Below are 19636 nucleotides of genomic sequence, written 5' to 3'. Positions count from 1 at the left end.
GATCCACGCGCGTTCGCGGGATTTCGGGGGATAATGGGGAAGGATTCATCCCTTTGGAGGGGTCCTTGACCGAGCGGGAGAGGGTACGGCTCACCAGCCTCGTGGACTGCGCGGGTTGAGCGTCCAAGCTGGGTCCGGAGGACCTGGAACAGATCCTGGCGTGGATCCCGCCGACCCCGGACCCCAACCTCCTGGTGGGGCTGGAGGCCCGGGACGACGCCGCGGTCTACCGGCTCGATGCCCAACGGGCCCTCGTCCTTACCATGGACGTGTTCACGCCGGTGGTGGACGACCCGTACGCCTACGGGGCCATCGCGGCCGCGAACAGCCTCTCGGACCTCTACGCCATGGGCGCCCGGCCGTTTCTGGCCCTCAACCTCCTCGCCTACCCCCAGGGCCGGCTCCCCCGGGAGGTGGTGGCGGAGATCGTCCGGGGAGGGACGGAAAAGATGCGGGAGGCGGGGGTGGTGGTGGCGGGCGGGCACTCCCTGGACGACCCGCAACCCAAGTTCGGGTACGCGGCGGCAGGGTTCGTGCACCCGGAACGGGTGATCACGAACGCCGGCGCCCGGCCCGGGGACCGGCTCCTCCTCACCAAGCCCTTGGGGATCGGGGTAATCACCACGGGGATCAAGCGGGAGCGGGCAAGTCCGGAGGCGGCGGAGGCCGCGACCCGGGTGATGCTGGAGTTGAACCGGGCCGCCTCGGAGGCCATGGTGGAGGTCGGTGTGCACGCGTGCACCGACGTGACCGGCTACGGACTCGTGGGCCACCTCCACGAGCTCGCGGCGGCCTCGGGCGTGGACGTGCGCCTCTACGCCTCCCGGGTCCCGGTGCTGGAGGAGGCTTGGGATCTCGCCCGGGAGGGCGTTTTCCCCGGCGGCACCCACCGAAACCGGCGTGCGGCCTCCCGGTACACGCGGTGGCATCCCGAAGTCGAGGAGATCTGCCAGCTCCTCCTGTGCGACGCCCAGACGAGCGGCGGGCTCCTCCTCGCGGTCGGCCCGGATCGGATGGCAGCCCTGCGGGATGCCCTCACGGCCCGGGGCGTGCGGGCCGCGGAGGTCGGGGAGGTCCTGGGGAAGGGGGAGGGACGGATCGAGGTGGTGCCATGAGGCGAACGCCTGAGCGGGTTGACGGAACGGAGCCCGCGTGGAAGCTGGAGGTGCGCCGCCCCTCGGCGAGCAACGGGTGTCGGATCCCCTCCTCGTCGTCGCGCACCCGCCCTCCTACAGCCCCTCACCGGCGCGTGTACCGCGGAGGTCCGCCCGTGCGGCAGCACCGTCCGGCCATGGATCCGCGGCTTCTCCAGGACGAGCGGTTCGCGCGCCTGAGCGCCGCGGCAAAGCTCCTGTGGTATCACCTCGCGTTCTCGTGCCCGCACGTGGGGCTCTCCCTGGAGGAGATCTGTCAGGGACTCGCGGAGCTGGGAGATCCGGAGCTCCTGGGGCACCTATGCCGGTACGCCACACCCCCCAACCTTGTCGAGGAGGTGGCCCCGTGGCCAAGCGGAGGACGGCGGCGTCGGGCGCGGTAGCGCCCCCGAAGGCCTTTCCCTTTGTGGATCCCCACCGGGGTCAGGAGCTCCTGTTCACCGTGGTGCCCGTGGATCGGCTGGAGGTCATCGCCCACCAGCGCAAGCCCAGCACGGGACTCGTGCGTCGCCTGGTGACCTCCATCGAGCGGCTGGGGTTCCTCGTGCCGGTGGTGGCGGTGCCCAAAGCCCTCCGCCAGGGGGAGTATTTGATCATCGACGGCCAGCACCGGTTCCTGGCGGCCAAGGAGCTGGGGCTCCGGGAGCTCCCCGTGGTCGTGGTGCCCCCCGCCCTGGCGGAGCGCATGATGAACCTCAACATCGAGAAGGAGCCCAACGTCCGGGAGAAGGCGCAGGTGGCCCTGGCCATCTACCGCCAGCACCTCCAGGCCCGGCCGGAGCTTCCCGAGAGCGATCCCGAGATCGTGGACACCCTGGAGCACCCGTACTTCGTGACCCTGGGGATCGCCTACGAGCAGAACGAGAAGCTACTGGGCAGCGCCTTCGAGCAGCTCCTGCGAAGGTGCGACGGGTTTGTCCCGGACCCCCTCCGCACCGCCTACGAGATCCGGAGAAGCCGGGCCACAAAGCTCCTGGAGGCGGACCGGCTCGTGCACGCGGTGGCGGCCCAACTGCGGGAGGCGGGCACCTGGCATCCCTACGTCTACCACCAGATCATCAACGCCGCAAACCCGCATCGCCGCAAGCGCACGCCCGTGGCCTTCGACGTCCTCTTCGACGCGCTCCTCCAGCGGCTCCGGGAACTCGAGCGGGACCCGCAGCGGGTGTTCGGGGAGGAAAGGGGTTAGGTCCGCTCCGGCATCAACCGCACGTCCCCCTCACGGTAGGGAAACGGGGGCGTCCAGTCCGGAGGCGGAGGGGGGTACCGCTCCGGATCCAGGTCCGGGTTCTCCGCGGCGGCGCCCGCGTGCACGTTGAGGAACACCCCGCCCAGGGTCACCCGCTCAACCTGCTCCAGCGGGATCACCACGCTCCGCTCCCACAGCGGACCCGCGGCGTCCGGAGGGGCACCCGCATCCGGGAACTCGCCGTGCACCACCACCCCCACCACCCGGCGGCTCGCGGGATCGAGGACCACCGCCTCCACCCGGCCCACCTCCACGTCCGTGGCGAATACGGGCTGGCCCACCTCCGGCTGCACCACCCACGCCCAGCGCTCCGGGATCCCGGGTGCGGCGAGGCGGTTGCTGACCGCCCGCACGCCCGGAAGCGCTGCCACGGTGCGCTCCACCTCCCGGGCGTCCTCCAGGGTGGGAGCGGAGCCCGTGAGCTCCACGATGCCTTCCCGAACCCGCACGTGCACGGGGAGGTGCCGCACCTTCGGGTTGGCCACCAGCGCCGCGGAGACCTGCTGGAGGAGCTCGAGGTCTACCACGAGCCGGTTCTCCACGCCCAGGACGCCCGGGACGGAACGCGTCAGTTCCTCCGCGCGGGCCGCGAGCGCCCGGTTGTGCACGTGCCCCAGCAGGTGCACGACCCCGTCCTCCACCTCCACGCGGATGGGAAGCCCCAGAACCCGCAACAGCTCGTCCCGGTGCAGGGCCTCCTCCACGTCCCGCCGCAGCTCGTCGTCCGGACGGTACAGGGGGAGGTGCGCCACCGCCTCCCGGGAAGCCTCCAGGATCACCGCGTCCGGGGTGATGGTGCTCACCCAGTCCGCGGGCACCGCCACGTCCCGGGAAAACAGCCATCCCCGGCGGATCACCAGGTGCTGGACCTTCCCGGTCTGCGCGTCCACCAGCACCATGTCCACCTGCCCGATGGGGCCGTCGTGACACAGCACCCGCTGCCCTCGGCGGATGGTGGCGAAGGACTCGTCGGGCCGGGCTTCGGCCTCCGCCTCCACCCGCCGCTCCACCCCCTCCATCCGGCGCAACGAGCCCGGAAGCCGCAACAGGGCCCCGTCCGAGCGCAACCCTTTCCAGCCGGGCCACGCAAGGCTCGCGGGCGCGTGATCCCCGGCCCGATACGGCTCCAGCCGATCGAGGTCCGACAGCCGCAGGGCCAGCCGGACTTCCTCCTCCGTGGCGTCCGCCACCCGATCCGCGGGGACGAGGACCTCCCGACCCTGGGGATCTCGGACCACGAGGGCCCGGATGCGTCGCTCCCGCGGGCTCACCACCACCCGCGTGACCTGCCCCACAGGCCCGTCCGCGGTCTCCACCCGGGCACCGAGCCGGATCTCCAACCGACGGGTCTCGGGATCTCGCGTCCCCATGCTATCCTCTTCGTGAATCCCCGCAGGGAGTCTCGGTGAGCGCGATGACCGTCCTCGATGTACTCTGGCTGTTCTTTATCATATCTGCGCTGCAGCCCGTGGTTCAACGCCGGTGGCTCGAGGCGGCCCGCATGCGGCTGATGCGGGAGCTGGAGCGCAAGCGCTCCAGCCGCGTCATCGCCCTCATCCACCGGCAGGAGACCATGAGCCTTTTGGGCTTCCCCCTCATGCGGTACATCGACATCCATGACTCCGAGGAGGTCCTACGGGCCATCCGGCTCACTCCGCCGGAGATGCCCATTGACCTCATCCTGCACACACCCGGAGGGCTCGTGCTGGCCGCGGAGCAGATCGCCCGGGCGTTGCGGGAGCGGCCCGGGAAGGTGACGGTGTTCGTCCCGCACTACGCCATGTCCGGCGGGACGCTGATCGCCCTGGCCGCGGACGAGATCGTGATGGACCCCCACGCGGTCCTAGGGCCCGTGGACCCGCAGCTGGGCCAGTTCCCCGCGGCCAGCATCCTGCGGGTGCTGCAGACCAAGAACCTCAACGAGGTGGAAGACCAGACCATCATCCTCGCGGACATCGCGGAGAAGGCCCTGCGGCAGGTCCGGGAGACGGTCCGGGATCTCCTGTCCGACAAGCTCCCGCCCGAGCGGGCGGAGGAGGTGGCGGAGCAGCTGTCCTCGGGCCGGTGGACCCACGACTACCCCATCACCGTGGAGGAGGTGCGGGGCCTAGGGCTGCGGGTCTCCACGGAAATGCCGCGGGAGATCTACGCCCTCATGGACCTCTACCCGCAGGCCCCCCAGCGTCGGCCCTCCGTGGAGTACATCCCCGTCCCCTATCGCCCTCCCGCGCCCGTCCGCACCCCGGGAGGGGCCGAGCGGCGGGAGGCCTGAGGCTACTCCTGCCCGATCAGCCCTGGGTCCTCCGAGGGGAGCTTGAGGTAGCAGGTGTCGTTGAGGGTGACGATGCGCGCCTCCTCCCCGGAGGCCTCGATGAGGTTGATGGCGCCGTTGTGCTGCTGCAGGCGGAAGTAGGCACTGAGGGGTGCACCGAGCAGGGTGAGGAGGATCAGACGGTTGATGCCCGCGTGGGAAACCACCACCACGGTCCCGTTAGGATGCTCCGCCACGATGCGTCCAAAGGCCCGCATGGCCCGGGCCCGGGCCTCCTCCAGAGTCTCCCCGCCCGGCAGGCGCACCCGGGCCGGATCCCGCCACCACCGGCGCACGAGTTCCCCCACCTCCGCCTCCATCTCCTCCACCCGCAAGCCGTCGAGGATCCCGTGGTTCAGCTCCACCAGATCCGGCTCCGGGATGGGTTCTAGCCCGTGCACGGCCGCGATGCGCTCCGCGCCCCACCGGCACCGACCGAGGGGGCTCGTATACACCGCGGCCACGGGCTCCTGAGCGAGGGCCGCGGCGAGCCGACGCATCTGATCCTGCCCGAGGGGCGTGAGGGGAGAGTCGGAGCGGCCCTGATAGCGGCGCTGGGCGTTCCACTCCGTCTGCCCGTGGCGCACCAGGAACACCCGGGTGGTCATGCGTACCGCTCCCGCTCCGCCTCCTCCGCCTCCTCCAACATGCGCAGGTAGCTCTCGTACCGGCTGAGGGGGATCTCCCCCGCCGCGATGGCCTCCCGGACCGCGCAACCCGGCTCCGCACGGTGCAGGCAGTCCCCGAACGCACACCCCCTTGCCCGCTCCCGGATTTCCGGAAAACACCGAGCGATCTCCTCGGGCCGCAGGTGCACGAACTCCAGGACCTGAACCCCCGGGGTATCCACCACGAAGGCGTCCTCCCCCACCGTCACCAGCTCCGCGGCGGTGGTGGTGTGCCGGCCCCGCCCGGTCCGGGGGCTCACCTCCCCCACCCGGAGGCGGTGGGTACGCAGCAGGGCGTTGAGGAGGCTGCTTTTGCCCACCCCGCTGGGCCCCACGATCACCGTGAGGTGGCCGCGCAGGGTCTCCCGCAGGGTCTCCAGGCCCTCGCCGGTGAGGGCGCTCGTGCGCAGCACGGGATAGCCGATGCGTCCGTACAGGTGCGCGAGCTCCCCGGGCTCGCCCAGGTCCACCTTGTTAAAGCAGAGGAAGGGCCGGAGCCCGCTCCCCTCCGCCAAGGCCAGGAAGCGGTCGATGGCGTGCGGGTCGGGGTCTGGCCGGCGGCTCGCGAAGACCACGCAGGCCTGGTCCACGTTCGCGGCGATGACCTGGAGGCGGTGGGGATCCGCGGCCGCGGGCTTTGCCAGCTGGTGGGTCCGCGGCAGCACCTCCTCGATGACGCCCTCCTCCCCGGAGAGGAGCCCAAACCGGACCCGGTCCCCGGGCACGATGCGACCGGGACCCTCCCCCTCCGCCATCCGGCGGCGCAGCTTGCCCCGGGCCACGCACCGATACGTGCGGCCTCCGTGGTGCACGAAGAAGAACCCGCCCACGGCCTTGGTGACGATTCCCTCCATCATGCGCCATCCTAGGAAGTTGGCGACGGAGGTGGAAATCCCTTCACCCCGGACTTCAGTCCGGGGCTTGCCGGACACTTAGACCGTCATGGTCTAGCGCCGGGTCACTTCCTCGCCTCTTCCCCGGGCTTCGGTCCGGGGTTTCCGGCGCGGGAGGGATCATATGACCGTGGTGGAAGCCAAAAAGCTCTCCAAGCGGTTCGGAACGGTCCTCGCGGTGGACGGGATCTCCTTCGAGGTCCGCGCGGGCGAGTGTTTCGGGTTCCTGGGCCCCAACGGCGCGGGCAAGACCACCACCATGAAGATGATCTACGGCGCGGCCCGGCCCACGGAAGGCGTCCTGCGGGTCTTCGGCCTGGACGTGCGGCACCACCCCCGGCGCATCAAGCAGCGGATCGGCGTCGTCCACCAGGCCACCACCCTGGACGAGGCCCTGACGGTCCGGGAGAACCTCCTGGTGTACGGCCGGTACTACGGGTTGAGCTGGGCGGAGGCGGCCCGGCGGGCGGAGGAGCTGTTGCGGTTCGTGGAGCTCCAAAATCGGGCCCACGAGCGCATCCCGCGCCTCAGCGGCGGAATGCAGCGTCGGCTGATGATCGCCCGGGCCCTCATCAGCGACCCCCGCCTGCTGATCCTGGACGAGCCCACCACGGGGCTCGATCCGCAGGCCCGGCACGCGGTGTGGGAGCGGCTGCGCCAGCTTAAGCGGGCCGGCATCACCCAGATCCTCACCACCCACTACATGGAGGAGGCGGAGCAGCTGTGCGACCGGGTGGCCATCGTGGACGGTGGCCGAATCGTGGCGGAGGGCCCGCCCCGGGAACTCGTGGAGCGCTACGTGGGGCGGGAGGTGGTGGAGGTCCAGCTCGCGCCGGACGGCCCCGCGGCCGCGGTGGAGCGGCTGCGCGCCCTGGCGGAGGCCCACGAGGTGACGGGGGACCGGGTCCTGCTCCACACCCGGGACGGGGAGCGGCTGGTGCACCAGGTGCGAAGTCTGGACCTCCCCATCGAGGGCGTGGCCTTGCGGCGGGCCACCTTGGAGGACGTGTTCCTGCGACTCACGGGAAGGAGGCTACGGGAGTGATGGACCTTTCGTTGCGGGGTGCGTTCCGGTTCTGGCAGCGCAACCTCCTCATCTTCCGACGGATCTTCCTCACCGCGCTCCCGGAGAACTTCCTGGAGCCCGTGCTGTACCTCGTGGCCCTGGGGGTGGGGCTGGGAAGCTACCTGCGGGAGGTGGACGGGGTTCCGTACATGGCCTTCGTGGCCACGGGGCTCGCGGCCTCCGCGGCCATGTACGGGGCGACCTTCGAGTGTACCTACAACGCCTACGTGCAGTTCGCCTACGAGCGCGCCTACGAGGCCATCATCACCACGCCGCTTTCCGCGGAGGACCTAGCGGTGGGGGAGGTGCTCTGGGGGGCGACCCGCAGCGTGATCTACGGGAGCGCCTTTTCGGCCGTGGCGGCCCTGTTCGGCGCGGTGCAGTCCTGGTGGAGCCTCCTTCTTCCCGCGGTGTTCTTCGTCGCAGGACTGGTGTTCTCCGCACTCGGCCTCGCCTTCACCGCCCTCACCCCCTCCATCGACCTCTTCACGTACTACTTCTCCCTGTGGATCACCCCCCAGTTCATGTTCAGCGGGATCTTCTTCCCGCTGGAGGCCCTCCCCGACTGGGTGCAGCGGGCTGCCTGGTTTGCACCCCTGTACCACGCGGTGCGCGCCTCCCGGGCCTTCGCCTTCGGGGATCCCGCCGCGGCTTGGGGGGACCTCCTCTGGCTCCTTCTCGTGGCGGCCGTCCTCCTCCCCGTCCCCGCGGTGCTGTTGCGGCGCCGCCTCGTCCAGTGAGGCGGAGGTAGCGGCGGTAGTACCGTTCCACGGTGCGCCGGTTGATGACGAACGATCGGGACCGCTCGGGCCGCAGGCCTCCGCTGAAGGTTGAGGGGATGTGCAGCAACTCGTGGAGGATCACCCGGTCCTGCTCGTCCGGCGGGAGGCGTCCGAACCCGGGCTCCAGGAACTCGATGACGTAGGCGGGACCGATGCCAAAAGCCTCCTGGAAGATGCGGGGAAGCCCCCAGATGCGGGCCCAGGCGTTGGCCCTCCCTCCGTAGGCCCGCACGCAGCGCACCCGGTCGAGCCGGACGTGATGGAACCCCAGGGCCTCCACGAACTCCGCCAGGCGCGCGTGCAGGTCAGGAGCGGGGATCCATCGGATGGGCATGCGAAGTCCGCAGCTCCAGCTGCGCATCAGCCGGTGCCTCCCCCCGTCCGCTCCACCCTCCCCCCACAGGGGAAAAGACGCCAACCGCCCGGAACTCCACCACCAGTTGCTTTCGCCTTACCCGAAGCGGCTCGGATAACCTGCCGTAGGCGTAGGTCACGTATTGAGGAACGATGTCGTAGCCCACCGCGTGACGCCCGAGGTGCAGGGCCACCTTCGCCACCTGACCCGAGCCCAGAAACGGATCCAGAACAACCTCATCGGGATAAGAGTAGAGCTGGATCAGGCGGTAAGGAATTTCCTCGGGGAACGGACACGGGTGGTCCAGGGTACCGGGAGGGACCGGAGCGATATGCCAAACGTTGTTGGCCACGTCCCGGGTGAATACGTCTGTGACCGGCACCCGAGCATTCCGTCGCTCAGACTCCGTCCTCTCCCTGTAAATGGGAGGCCCGGGCTTCCTGAAAACCAGGATGTACTCGGTCATGATGTTCGGGTGGTAATACCCCGGATACGGTTTCTGGATGAAGACCCCGGCCCTGCGGACTCCCGCCGTGGTCTTGTGCCAGATAATGTCCTGCTCGAATTCCCACCCGCTCCGGGACAACCGACTCACCAGGTCCTGCGGCACCGGGTAATGCCGACCCTGAAAAAGGACGGTACCGACGACCACACAGAGATAACCACCGGGTTTGGTGACACGGTAGACCTCCCCGAAGGCACGCACCAGCCAATTTAAGAAACTTTCGTAGTCCTCGTGACCGTAGGAACGGGTTCGGTACCACTGGCCGGGATCCTGAGCGTGGCGATCGTAGTCAATGGAATTCCAGTAAGGAGGAGAGGTGACGGTCAACGCGATTTCCTCGTCCCGAAGCTCGGGCATGGAGAGGCTATCGCCCTCATACAGGCGGGCGGTGCACCGTCCTCTGCTGTATATGTAGGGAGTCCTCATTTCGGCTCCTCGATCCGTCGTGAACGCATAGCGTACAGGCGTTCCCCCTGAATTGGTTCTCGGCAGGGTTGGAAACTCCTCCCCTGGGAGTACAATCCTCGTGTGCCGGACGCGTTTGCCTTTCGACCCGTCGGTTCCACCGCAGGCCCCACCGTCTCCCTGTGGCTGGACGAGCCGTATGAGCCCCGACCTCCGCTACGGGGCAACCTCCACCTCCCGGTAGCCGTGGTGGGAGGCGGGATCACGGGGATCTCGGTGGCCTACTGGCTGAGCCGGGAGGGGGCGGCCTGCTGCGTGCTGGAGCGGGGCGTGGTGGCGGGCGGAGCCACCGGCCGGAACGGTGGGTTCGTCCAGGAAGGCACGACTCCGGGGTATGCGGACCTCATCGCCCGGTTCGGTCGGGGTGAGGCCAAGGCGCTCTGGGCCTTCACCGTGGAGAACCGGGAGCGGATGCTGCAGGCCTGCGGGGAGGAGGGGATCGAGGCGGAGGTGGATCCCTGCGGGAGCGTAGCCCTCGCCTCGGATCGCCAGGAGCTCGAGGAGCTCGCCCGGGAGGTGGCCCTGCTCTCCGAGGACGGGTTCCCGGTCCGGCTCCTCGAGGCGGAGGAGGTGGCGGAGCGGCTCGGGGGACGTCCCGGGTTCGCGGGCGGGATGCTCAACCCCCGGGACATCGGCATCCACCCCGTCCGGTTCACCCGGGGGCTCGCGGCGGTGGCGGAGCGCCGCGGGGTCCGGATCTTCGAGGGCACTCCCGTGGTGGGCATCGAGCGGGCAGGAGCGGGGTGGAAGGCGGTAACCCCTTCCGGAACGGTCCAGGCGGACCGGCTGGTCCTTGCCCTGGATGCCTACACGGAGAACCTGGAGGCCCCCTGGGCGAGGTGGGTCCGGGCGGTGCGGGGTCAGGTGCTCGCCACGGCCCCGCTTCCCCGGCGGTTGTTTGCGCACCTGTTTTACGCGAACGACGGGCTTGAGTACTGGCGGCAGACCCCCACGGGCTGCGTGGTGCTGGGCGGACTGCGCCGGCTGTACGCCCAGGAAGAAGTGGGGACGGAGGACCGGCTGCATCCGGGCGTCCAGGGGGCCCTGGAGGCATACCTACGGGGCCTGGGCGTTCCACCGCCCCTCCCCGTCACCCACCGGTGGAGCGGGGCCATCGGCATCAGCAGGGATCACCTGCCTCTCCTTGGGCCGGTTCCGGGCGAATCTGGTCTCCTGCTCGCGGCCGGCTACACCGGGCAGGGGCTCGCCTTCGCCTTCCTCGCAGGTCGCATGATCGCGGAGATCCTGGTGACGGGATCCACCCGGTACCCGCAATCCCTCTTTCCGGGACGTCTGGCCCCCAGGACCTGACCCCTAACCGCCGAACCGCAGCCAGTCCGGGCCGAAGAGCAGCGTCACGAGGCCCAGGAGGGTCCAAAGGCCGCTCTTGACGCCCTCGGTCCGCTGGCCCTCCCGGAACTCCCGCACCGCTGCCACCAGGGGGATGAGGGTCAGGAGGAGTGCGAACCACGGACCCACCGCGTAGAAGGCGTCGGGAAGCGTCCCGGAGATCCGGCGATACCCCTCCGCGATGGCGGCGAGGATCCACAGGAAGGCAAGTCCCACCCGCATCCGCGCACCTCGTCCCCCGGAGTGACGCCCCTCCCCCCAGGCGATCCTCGGATGACTCGGGACCGGGCTTCAGGAGGCTAGGAGCCTCGCGTAGATGCGCAGCTGCCCCAGGTGGTAGCTGTAATGGGAAATCGTGTGGAGGATGGCGTACCGCTTCGTGGCCATGTCCGTGCGATCTCCCCGCTGGACCTCCACCACGTCCTCCAGGGCCTCGTCCGGGAGGTGCTGGAGGATCCGCCGCGTGTGCTCTCCCACCCTTCGGATCGCTTCCAGGACCTCGTCCTTGCGCACCGGCACCTCCAGGGAGAACTCCGCCTCCCGGTCACGCTGGAACGCCTCCCCGCCCACGGTCCGGTGGATCCAGTACCGCTCCGAACCCGCAAGGTGCCGCAGGAGGATTCCCGGGGTGTTCAGCAGTCCCGGAGGCCTTCGGTTGAGCTGGTCCTCCCTCAGGGGTTCCACGGTCCTGAGCACCGCCTCCCGGATCTCATCGAGGTACGCCCCGAGCCGCTGGGCCTCTCCCATGACTCCCTCCTGTGCTCTCCCCTCCCTCAGTTTATCGAAGGGCCCTCAGGCCGGCCCACTCCCGGGTCGGCCTGGCCCGCCCGAGAGGTCTCCGAGGGCAAAAAACGCCCGGGGGTTCCCCGGGCGTCCTCGGTTCGCGCGGCCGCGCGCTCAACGGCGGCGGGCGCCGGCCACCGCGGTCCGGAGTTCCTTACCTGCGGTGAACGCGGGCACCTTGCGGGCGGGGATCCGGATCTTCTCTCCCGTCTGCGGGTTCCGGCCCTCCCGGGCCCTCCGCTCCCGCACCTGGAAGGTCCCGAACCCCACCAGGGTGACCTTCTCCCCGCGTCGCAAGGCCGTCCTGATGGCGTCCAGCGCCGCGTCCAGCGCCGCGTTCGCGTCCTTCTTGCTGAGGCCGGCGACCTGCGCGATCCGCTCCACGAGCTGCTCCTTGTTCATCTCCTCCCTCCTCCCGCTGCAGTGTGCTTCCGGCCGGCAAATTTCTACAACCCGCGTCCCGACTCCTTTCTAGCCTCCAAGGGGATTTTAAAAATCATCCCTGCGGCGGCTCCACCACGGCCACCGCGCTCACCCGGTCGCCCGGGCCGAGCCGCATCACCCGCACGCCCTGGGCCCCCCTGCCCACCGTGCGGATCTCCCGCACCGACGTCCGGAGGATCTGCCCACCCTCCGAGACCAGGAGGAGCTCGTCCTCCGGCCCCACGCCCCGGATGGCCACCACCTGCCCGTTCTTTGGGCCCACCCGCACGTTGCGGACCCCTGCCCCGCCCCGCGCCTGCAGCCGATACTCCTCCACCCGGGTACGGGTGGCAAACCCTTGGTCCGTCACCGTGAGGATCTCCGGCTTCTCACCGGCCACCGCGGCCCCCACCACCTCATCCCCCGGCCGCAACCGGATGCCGAGGACGCCTCCCGCGGCCCGGCCCATCTCCCGCACCCCCCCCTCCCGGAACCGGATGCACTGCCCCTGCCGGGTTCCCAGGATCACCTCCCGCCTGCCGTCCGTGAGCCGCACGGCCACGAGCTCGTCCCCGGGCTTGAGGGTGATGGCCACGAGCCCCGCCCTCCGGGTCCCCAGGAACTCCAACAGGCCCGTCTTCTTCACGAGGCCCTGCTTGGTCACCATGAGGAGATACCCCCCGTCCTCGAAAGACCGCACGGGGATCACCGCGGTGACCCGCTCCGCGGGCCCCAGGTTCACCAGGTTCATGAGTCCCGTTCCGCGGGCGGTGCGGCCCGATTCCGGTACGTCAAAGGCCCGAAGCCGGTACACCTTGCCCCGGTTGGTGAAGAAGAGGAGGTAGGTGTGGTTGGTGGTGACCAAGAGGTGCTCCACGAAGTCCTCCTCCCGGGCCGCGGCGCCCACCACCCCGCGGCCGCCCCGGCGCTGGGCCCGGTAGGTCTCGAGCGGCACCCGCTTGATAAAGCCGTCCCGGGTGAGGGTGATCACCACCTCCGTGTCGGGGATGAGGTCCTCCTCCTCAAAGGTGGCCTCCTCCGCGGCGGTGATCCTCGTGCGCCGCGGATCCCCGTACTTTTCCTTGATCTCCAGGATCTCCTCCCGGAGGATGCCATCCACCTTCCGGGGATCCCGCAGCACGTCTTCGTAGTACGCGATGGTCTTGAGGAGCTCCCGGTACTCCTCCTCCACCTTGCCCCGCTCCAGGCCGGTGAGGCGCTGCAGCCGCATCTCCAGGATGGCCTCCGCCTGCCGCTCGGTGAGTCCGAAGGTCCTCATGAGCCCCTCCCGGGCCGTGGGGACGTCCTTGCTCGCCCGGATCAGGGCGATCACCTGGTCCAGGTGGTCCAGGGCCACCTTTAACCCCTCCAGGATGTGGGCCCGCTCCTCCGCGCGGGCCAGTTCAAACCGCACCCGGCGGGTGGTCACGCTGCGCCGGTGCTCCAGGTAGTGCCACAGCAGCTCCCGGAGGGTGAGCAGGCGGGGGACTCCGCCCACCAAGGCCAGGAGGATGGCTCCGAAGTTCGTCTGCATCTGGGTATGCTTGTAGAGCTGGTTTAAGACCACCTGAGGATTCGCCTCCCGCCGAAGCTCCATGACCACCCGGATGCCCTCCCGGTCGGACTCGTCCCGGAGGTCTCCGATGCCCTGGATCTTCTTCTCCCGCACGAGCTCCGCGATGCGGCTGATGAGGGCGGCCTTGTTCACCATGTAGGGGAGCTCCGTGACCACGATGGCCCGCCTGCCGCCCCGCAGCTCCTCGATGTGGGCCTTGGCCCGCATCACGATGGTGCCCCGACCCTTGGTGTACGTCTCCCGGATCCCCTCCCGGCCCAGGATCAGGCCGCCCGTGGGGAAATCAGGGCCCCGGACGATCTTCATGAGGTCCTCGGTGGAACGGTTGGGATCCTCGAGCAGGGCCACGAGGGCGTCGCAGATCTCCCGGAGGTTGTGGGGGGGGATGTTGGTGGCCATGCCCACCGCGATCCCGCTCGCCCCGTTCACGAGGAGGTTTGGGAAGCGGGCAGGCAGGACCGTGGGCTCCTGGCGGCTCTGGTCGAAGTTGGGGACGAAGTCCACGGTGTCCTTGTCGAGATCCGCCAGCATCTCTTGCGCCACGGCCGTGAGCCGGGCCTCCGTGTAGCGCATCTGAGCCGGGGGATCGTCGTCGATGCTCCCGAAGTTCCCCTGCCCGTCCACGAGGGGGTAGCGCATCACCCACGCCTGGGCCATGCGCACCAGGGTGGGGTAGATGACTCCCTCCCCGTGGGGGTGGTAGTTGCCGGAGGTGTCCCCGCAGATCTTCGCGCACTTCCGGTAAGGGCGGTTCGGCGCCAGGCCCAGGTCATGCATGGCCACGAGAATCCGCCGCTGCACGGGCTTGAGCCCGTCCCGCACGTCCGGAAGCGCCCGGGACACGATGACGGACATGGCGTAGTCCAGGTACGCCTCCTGCATCTCGCGCTCCACGGGCTTGGGCAGGACTCGTTCGTCGATGGCCATGGCCTTCCCTCAGATGTTAAATGTCCAGGTTGCGCACCTCCCGGGCGTAGCGCACGATGAACTGCCGGCGGGGCTCCACCGCCTCCCCCATGAGGGTGCTGAAGATGCGGTCCGCCGCTTCCGCGTCCTCAATCTCCACCCGGATGAGGGTCCGGGTGCGGGGATCCATGGTGGTCTCCCACAGCTGATCCGGGTTCATCTCGCCCAGCCCCTTGTACCGCTGCACCTCCACCTGCCCCTTCCACTCCTTGAGGACGGCCGCGAGCTCCTCGTCGGAGTATGCGTACCGCTTCCGGGGACCGTTGCGGACCAGGTACAGGGGAGGCACGGCCACGTACACCTTCCCGTGCTCGATGAGGGGCCTCATGTACCGGTAGAAGAAGGTCAGCAGCAGGGTGCGAATGTGGGCACCGTCCACGTCCGCGTCCGTCATGACGATCACCTTGTCGTACCGGCGCTTGTTGAGGTCGAACTCCGGGCCGATCCCCGTTCCCAGGGCCGTGATGATGGCCCGGATCTCCTCGTGGTTGAGCATCTTATCCAGGCGCGCCTTCTCCACGTTGAGGATCTTGCCCTGGATGGGGAGGATGGCCTGGAACCGCCGATCTCGGCCCTGCTTGGCAGACCCCCCTGCGGAATCGCCCTCCACGATGAAGAGCTCCGCCCGCAGGGGATCCCGCTCGGAGCAGTCCGCGAGCTTGCCGGGAAGCGTACTCACCTCCAGGGCACTCTTGCGGCGCACCAACTCCCGGGCCTGCCGGGCCGCCTCCCGGGCCCGCATGGCCTGGATGGCCTTCGCCACGATCCGCCGGGCCTCCGTGGGATGGGTCTCCAGGTAGTCCGCCCACGCCTCCCCGAGCAGCGACTCCACGATCCCCTTGACCTCGGTGTTCCCGAGCTTGGTCTTGGTCTGGCCTTCGAACTGGGGGTCGGGCATCTTGAGGCTGAGGACCGCGCTCAGCCCCTCCCGCACATCCTCCCCCACCAGGGACTCCTCTCCCTCCTTCAGCATCCCGGTGCGGCGGGCGTAGTCGTTGGCCACGCGGGTCAGGGCGGAGCGGAAGCCCGCGAGGTGCGTGCCGCCCTCCGTGGTGGGGATGGTGTTCACGAAGGAGAGGACGTGCTCCACGTATCCCTCGTTGTACTGGATGGCCACCTCCACCTCCACCCGCTCCCGCTCCCGCCGGAGGTAGAAAGGGGGGTCGTTGAGGACCTTTTTGTGCCGGTTCAGGGAACGCACGAGCTCCGCGATCCCGCCCTCGTAGCAGAACTCCTCCCGCCTGCCCGTGCGCTCGTCCGTGAGCACAAGCCGCAGGCCCGCGTTGAGGTAGGCGAGCTCCTCCAGCCGCTCCCGCACCACCTCGTACTGGAACTCCGTCTCCACGAAAATCTGCGGGTCGGGCTTGAAGGTCACCCGGGTCCCCGTGCCCCGGGCCTCCCCCACCGCCTCAAGCGGCGTGGTGGGCTTTCCCCGGCTGTACCGCTGCCGCCAGCGCTTCCCTCCCCGCCGGACTTCCACCTCCAGCCACTCCGAGAGGGCGTTCACTACGGATACCCCCACCCCGTGCAGCCCACCGGACACCTTGTAGGCCCCGCTCCCGAACTTGGCGCCCGCGTGAAGCAGGGTGAGCACGGTCTCCACCGTGCTCTTCTTGGTCTGGGGATGGATCTCCACCGGGATTCCGCCGCCGTCGTCGGTCACCGTGGCGCTCCCGTCCTGGTGGAGCACCACGTCGATCCGGGTGCACCTCCCCGCCAGGGCCTCGTCCACGCTGTTGTCCACCACCTCCCACAGGAGGTGGTGCAGACCACGGCTTCCGGTGCTCCCGATGTACATCCCGGGACGCCGGCGGACCGCCTCCAGGCCCTCCAGGACCTCGATCTGATGTGCCTCGTATGTCAGTTCGGACATCCCTCGGCCTCCGGTTCCGCGGCGTAACGGTCTGGAGAGATCGCATTAACAGATGAAAGGATACTGGAAAGTGTGGAGGCCGTCAACGTCCCAAACCCTTCTGGCAAGCGGGTTTCAGGCTAGGAATCCCGCTTCCACCAGCCCGTCTGGGCCCTCCGGGCGAGGGTCTTGGGAGAGACGGGACTCGCGTACAGTCCCCGGACGGTCACCACCAGGGCCCGGGCGCGGCTGAGCTCGGTGCCGGAGAGCCGGCCCGCCTCCGCGGCCCGGCGCAGGAAAGTCTGGTTCACCTCCGAGGCCCGGAGGAACCGGAGGTCCAGGATGGCCACGATCTCCCGGAAGGGGACCACGAGATCCCCGCCCAAGTGCAGGTACATGCGGCAACCCCTTAATCCCTGATTCCCTGCACCACCCGGATGGCTCGGACCACGGTCCGTCCCAGGCGCCGGTTGAGCTCCGCTTGGAGGGAGGCCCGCCGGAGGCTTGCCTCCTGTGCTGCGGCCGCGTTCCGGGCCGCGAGGATCAAGGTGCCGGCCCGGAAGCCCTCCGCCCGGACGTCCCCTTCTGATCCGTACAAGGCCTCCCAGGCGGCGAGGACCTCCGCCTCCTCGAGGGCGCCTGCCACCCCCAGCTGTGCCGCGTGCTTCCTCAAAAGATCCCCCAGGCGTACCGGACCCTTCATCGGGCCCCCAGCTGCAGCACGTGAACCTCCCGGACCGGGAGGAGGGAGCGGTCCGTAGCGGTGAAGATGGCCTGAGGGCCCTCGGAGAGCAACCGCAGCAGCTCCTGGGTCCGCCGGGCGTCCAGCTCTGCTCCGGCGTCGTCCAGAAGCATGACGGGATCCTCCCCCATCTCCGCCCGGACCACCTCCCGCTCTGCAAGCCGGAGGCTAAGGACCGCGGCCCGCTGCTGGCCCCGGGACCCGTATGCCCGCAGGGGAACCCCGTCGAGGGTGATCTCCAGCTCGTCCCGGTGCGGCCCCGAGAGGGTCATCCCCCTGCGGTACTCCTCCCGGCGCTGCCGCGTCAGCACCGCCTGGGCCCGCTCCCGGAGCCCTTCCCCGGGCTCCCAGGAAGGCCGGTAGGCGACCCGGAGATCCCCGCCGACCATCCGCCTCCCCGCCTCGCGCACCAGGGGCTCTAGCCGCGCCACGAGTTCGGCCCGCCGTTCCGTGATGGCGCACCCCACCTCCACCATCTGCTCGTCCCAGACCTCAAGCAGGTGCGGGGGGGCCTGGGCCCGGAGGAGGCGGTTGCGCTGCTGCACCACCCGGCTGTACCGCAGGAGGTTGTGGTAGTACGAGGGGCTCAACTGGCACAGGAGCCCATCCAGCAGCCTCCGGCGGTACACGGAGGGTCCGTGTACCACCTCCGCGTCGTCCGGCCCTGCCAGGACCCGCACCGCGCGGCCCAGGAGATCCCCCCGGTGCACCCGGTTCCCCTGCACCCGGATGGTCTTTAACCCCACCCGCTCGAGCCGGACCTCCACCATGTGAGTCCCGTGGCGTCGCTCCAACGTGGCCCGTACCAGGGCCCACGGCGAACCGAACCGGATGGCGTCCGCCTCCCGGACCACCCGGTGGCTGCGGCCCGTGACCACGAGATCGATGGCTTCCAGCACGTTGGTCTTCCCCGCGCCGTTCGGTCCCACCAGGAGGTTGAGTCCGGGCGCGAACTCCAGCTCCGCCCGCTCGTAGTTCCGGAAGTCAAGGAGAAAGAGGGTCCGCACCAGCATCCCGGCCCGCCTGCACCACGAGTACCCGCCCCTCCACCTCCACCACGTCGCCTGGCCGGAGTACCCTTCCCCTCCGCCTCTCCACCTCTCCGTTCACCCGGACCCGTCCGGCCTGGATCCAGTGCTTCGCCTCCCCCCCGCTGCGCACCACCCGGGCCCACTTGAGGAAAGCCCCGAGGGGGATGGCGGGCGTCCGGATGGGCACCTCCTCCGGCATGCTAACCGTAAACCCTCACCGGTGCCACCACGTACACGTACTCCTCGCTCCCCACGGGCCGCAGGGCACCTGGGGAAAGGGGGCCCGTGAGCTCCAGGACCACCTCTCCGGTCTCCATCACAGCCAGGGCATCCAGGAGGTACCGGGCGTTGAAGGCCACCTCCAGGGGCTCTCCCTCTTGCGCCACCTCCAGCTCCTCGTACGCGGAGCCCACCTCCGGGGTGTTGGACTCCAGCCGCAAGATCCCATCGGACACCCGGAACCGCACCACGCTCGCGGAGTCCCGCGCGGTGATGGCCACCCGCCGGACCGCCCCCCGGAGCGCCTCGGTCCCCACCCGCACCCGCAGCCTCCACTCCTTGGGGATCACCTGCTCGTAGGCGGGGAAGGTCCCGGAGATGAGGCGGGAGGTGAGGCGGAGGTGGGGGAGGGTCACCACCATCTGAGCCGGGCCCAACCCGATCTGGACTTCCTCCTCCAGCCCCCCCAGAGCCCGGTCCAGCTCCCGCATGGCCTTCGCGGGCACGATGGCGCTCATCTCCCCTGCCCCTGAAGTGAGCTGCGCCCGCCGCAGCGCAAGCCGCCCGCCGTCCGTGGCTACGGCCCGGATCTCTCGTCCCGTGATGACCACGTACACCCCCGTGAGGAACGGACGCGTCTCGTCCGTGCTGGCCGCGAAGAGGGTGGAGCGGATGAGGGTCCGCAGGAGGGGAGCCGGCACGGACCAACTGGACCCCTCCGGCTCCTGCGGGGTCGAGGGGAATTCGGAGGCCGGAAGGCCGAGGATCTCGAATCCCGAGCGCCCACACCGGATCCGCGCGTTCACCTCCCCCTCTGGGACCTCCAGTTCCACGGGCGCGGGAGGGAGGTTGCTCACGATCTCCGAGAGGAGGCGGGCCGGGAGCGCGATGCTTCCCGGACGCTCCACCCGGGCCGGGATCCGGGTGCGCATCCCGATCTCCAGATCCGTGGCCGCGATCTCCAGGGACTGGTCGAGGGCCTCGAACAGCAAGTAGGACAGGATGGGCATGGTGGTCCGGGTGCTCACCGCCCGTTGCACGAGGTGCACGCCCTGCTCAAGCACTCCCTGGTCGCAGGAAACCCTCATCGTTCCACATCCTCCAGGCTTGAGCTTTACATCCACGAGCTGTTATTGGTCGTCGTAATCGTCGCCCCTGTGGATGGTGGGGAAAAGCGCCAGAACCATTGTACGACGTGGGGACGGGATGGGGCCGCGCCTGTGGACCGGGAGCGGGACGGCTTGTG

General features: G+C 69.5%; 21 protein-coding genes. 7 read left to right on the top strand and 14 right to left on the bottom strand.

The genetic code is table 11. The features are described from left to right. Positions 1 to 65: 65 nt before the first annotated feature. From selD to QN206_01700, 3 genes are all read left to right on the top strand, one after another. Positions 66 to 1115: a selenide, water dikinase SelD gene (gene selD, locus QN206_01710; GenBank protein ID MDR7613524.1), complete on the top strand. Its 1050-nt coding sequence runs from the start codon at positions 66 to 68 to the stop codon at positions 1113 to 1115. Positions 1116 to 1270: 155 nt separating this feature from the next. Further along, complete coding sequence (locus tag QN206_01705) at positions 1271 to 1537, top strand: hypothetical protein (protein MDR7613523.1); 267 nt, start codon at positions 1271 to 1273, stop codon at positions 1535 to 1537. Further along, complete coding sequence (locus QN206_01700; GenBank protein MDR7613522.1) at positions 1501 to 2343, top strand: ParB/RepB/Spo0J family partition protein; 843 nt, start codon at positions 1501 to 1503, stop codon at positions 2341 to 2343. The genes QN206_01705 and QN206_01700 overlap by 37 nt, the downstream gene beginning before the upstream one ends. On the opposite strand, the gene QN206_01695 is transcribed toward QN206_01700, so the two are convergent. After that, positions 2340 to 3773, bottom strand: a complete 1434-nt coding sequence (locus QN206_01695; GenBank protein ID MDR7613521.1) for a BON domain-containing protein — start codon at positions 3771 to 3773, stop codon at positions 2340 to 2342. The two genes, QN206_01700 and QN206_01695, sit on opposite strands and share 4 nt — an antisense overlap. A 44-nt stretch (positions 3774 to 3817) precedes the next feature. On the opposite strand from QN206_01695, the gene QN206_01690 reads away from it, so the two are divergent. Then, positions 3818 to 4675 (top strand): hypothetical protein, encoded by an 858-nt coding sequence (locus QN206_01690; GenBank protein ID MDR7613520.1) that lies wholly within the window; start codon positions 3818 to 3820, stop codon positions 4673 to 4675. Between the two features lie 2 nt (positions 4676 to 4677). Here the strand turns inward: QN206_01690 and QN206_01685 are convergent, their stop codons facing one another. Both QN206_01685 and rsgA read right to left on the bottom strand, forming a co-directional pair. Continuing rightward, the gene (locus QN206_01685; protein MDR7613519.1) at positions 4678 to 5322 is read right to left on the bottom strand and encodes a histidine phosphatase family protein; all 645 of its coding nucleotides are present in this window, start codon (positions 5320 to 5322) and stop codon (positions 4678 to 4680) included. Next, on the bottom strand, positions 5319 to 6236 hold the full coding sequence (rsgA, locus tag QN206_01680; GenBank protein ID MDR7613518.1) for a ribosome small subunit-dependent GTPase A: 918 nt from the start codon (positions 6234 to 6236) through the stop codon (positions 5319 to 5321). The genes QN206_01685 and rsgA overlap by 4 nt, the downstream gene beginning before the upstream one ends. Positions 6237 to 6399: 163 nt before the next feature. On the opposite strand from rsgA, the gene QN206_01675 reads away from it, so the two are divergent. Both QN206_01675 and QN206_01670 read left to right on the top strand, forming a co-directional pair. Further along, the gene (locus QN206_01675) at positions 6400 to 7320 is read left to right on the top strand and encodes an ABC transporter ATP-binding protein (GenBank protein MDR7613517.1); all 921 of its coding nucleotides are present in this window, start codon (positions 6400 to 6402) and stop codon (positions 7318 to 7320) included. Then, positions 7320 to 8081, top strand: a complete 762-nt coding sequence (locus QN206_01670; GenBank protein MDR7613516.1) for an ABC transporter permease — start codon at positions 7320 to 7322, stop codon at positions 8079 to 8081. The genes QN206_01675 and QN206_01670 overlap by 1 nt, the downstream gene beginning before the upstream one ends. 347 nt (positions 8082 to 8428) lie before the next feature. On the opposite strand, the gene QN206_01665 is transcribed toward QN206_01670, so the two are convergent. Continuing rightward, positions 8429 to 9409, bottom strand: coding sequence for a site-specific DNA-methyltransferase (locus QN206_01665; protein ID MDR7613515.1), 981 nt, complete (start codon positions 9407 to 9409; stop codon positions 8429 to 8431). Between the two features lie 102 nt (positions 9410 to 9511). On the opposite strand from QN206_01665, the gene QN206_01660 reads away from it, so the two are divergent. Beyond that, positions 9512 to 10759, top strand: a complete 1248-nt coding sequence (locus tag QN206_01660; GenBank protein ID MDR7613514.1) for an FAD-dependent oxidoreductase — start codon at positions 9512 to 9514, stop codon at positions 10757 to 10759. A gap of 3 nt (positions 10760 to 10762) precedes the next feature. Here the strand turns inward: QN206_01660 and QN206_01655 are convergent, their stop codons facing one another. The 10 genes from QN206_01655 to dnaN form a co-directional block, all read right to left on the bottom strand. Then, on the bottom strand, positions 10763 to 11020 hold the full coding sequence (locus tag QN206_01655) for a hypothetical protein (GenBank protein ID MDR7613513.1): 258 nt from the start codon (positions 11018 to 11020) through the stop codon (positions 10763 to 10765). Between the two features lie 69 nt (positions 11021 to 11089). After that, positions 11090 to 11545, bottom strand: a complete 456-nt coding sequence (locus QN206_01650) for a DinB family protein (protein MDR7613512.1) — start codon at positions 11543 to 11545, stop codon at positions 11090 to 11092. A 150-nt stretch (positions 11546 to 11695) separates the two neighbouring features. Then, entirely contained in the window at positions 11696 to 11983 is a 288-nt protein-coding gene (locus QN206_01645) for an HU family DNA-binding protein (protein ID MDR7613511.1), read from the bottom strand. A 94-nt stretch (positions 11984 to 12077) separates the two neighbouring features. Beyond that, positions 12078 to 14507 carry a DNA gyrase subunit A gene (gene gyrA / locus QN206_01640; protein MDR7613510.1) on the bottom strand — a complete coding sequence of 810 codons (2430 nt, stop codon included), beginning with the start codon at positions 14505 to 14507 and terminating at the stop codon, positions 12078 to 12080. Between the two features lie 16 nt (positions 14508 to 14523). Continuing rightward, on the bottom strand, positions 14524 to 16419 hold the full coding sequence (gyrB, locus tag QN206_01635; protein MDR7613509.1) for a DNA topoisomerase (ATP-hydrolyzing) subunit B: 1896 nt from the start codon (positions 16417 to 16419) through the stop codon (positions 14524 to 14526). Between the two features lie 119 nt (positions 16420 to 16538). Then, positions 16539 to 16796: a DUF370 domain-containing protein gene (locus tag QN206_01630; protein MDR7613508.1), complete on the bottom strand. Its 258-nt coding sequence runs from the start codon at positions 16794 to 16796 to the stop codon at positions 16539 to 16541. Positions 16797 to 16807: 11 nt separating this feature from the next. After that, the gene (locus QN206_01625; protein ID MDR7613507.1) at positions 16808 to 17101 is read right to left on the bottom strand and encodes a DciA family protein; all 294 of its coding nucleotides are present in this window, start codon (positions 17099 to 17101) and stop codon (positions 16808 to 16810) included. After that, positions 17098 to 18153 (bottom strand): DNA replication/repair protein RecF, encoded by a 1056-nt coding sequence (locus tag QN206_01620; GenBank protein MDR7613506.1) that lies wholly within the window; start codon positions 18151 to 18153, stop codon positions 17098 to 17100. The genes QN206_01625 and QN206_01620 overlap by 4 nt, the downstream gene beginning before the upstream one ends. Beyond that, the gene (locus tag QN206_01615; GenBank protein MDR7613505.1) at positions 18125 to 18358 is read right to left on the bottom strand and encodes an RNA-binding S4 domain-containing protein; all 234 of its coding nucleotides are present in this window, start codon (positions 18356 to 18358) and stop codon (positions 18125 to 18127) included. The genes QN206_01620 and QN206_01615 overlap by 29 nt, the downstream gene beginning before the upstream one ends. 13 nt (positions 18359 to 18371) lie before the next feature. Then, positions 18372 to 19478 (bottom strand): DNA polymerase III subunit beta, encoded by a 1107-nt coding sequence (gene dnaN, locus QN206_01610; protein MDR7613504.1) that lies wholly within the window; start codon positions 19476 to 19478, stop codon positions 18372 to 18374. Positions 19479 to 19636 lie beyond the last annotated feature (158 nt).

The sequence above is a fragment of the Armatimonadota bacterium genome (assembly GCA_031460175.1).
GTDB lineage: Bacteria > Sysuimicrobiota > Sysuimicrobiia > Sysuimicrobiales > Sysuimicrobiaceae > Sysuimicrobium > Sysuimicrobium tengchongense.
This window is presented reverse-complemented; position numbering and strand designations above follow the sequence as displayed.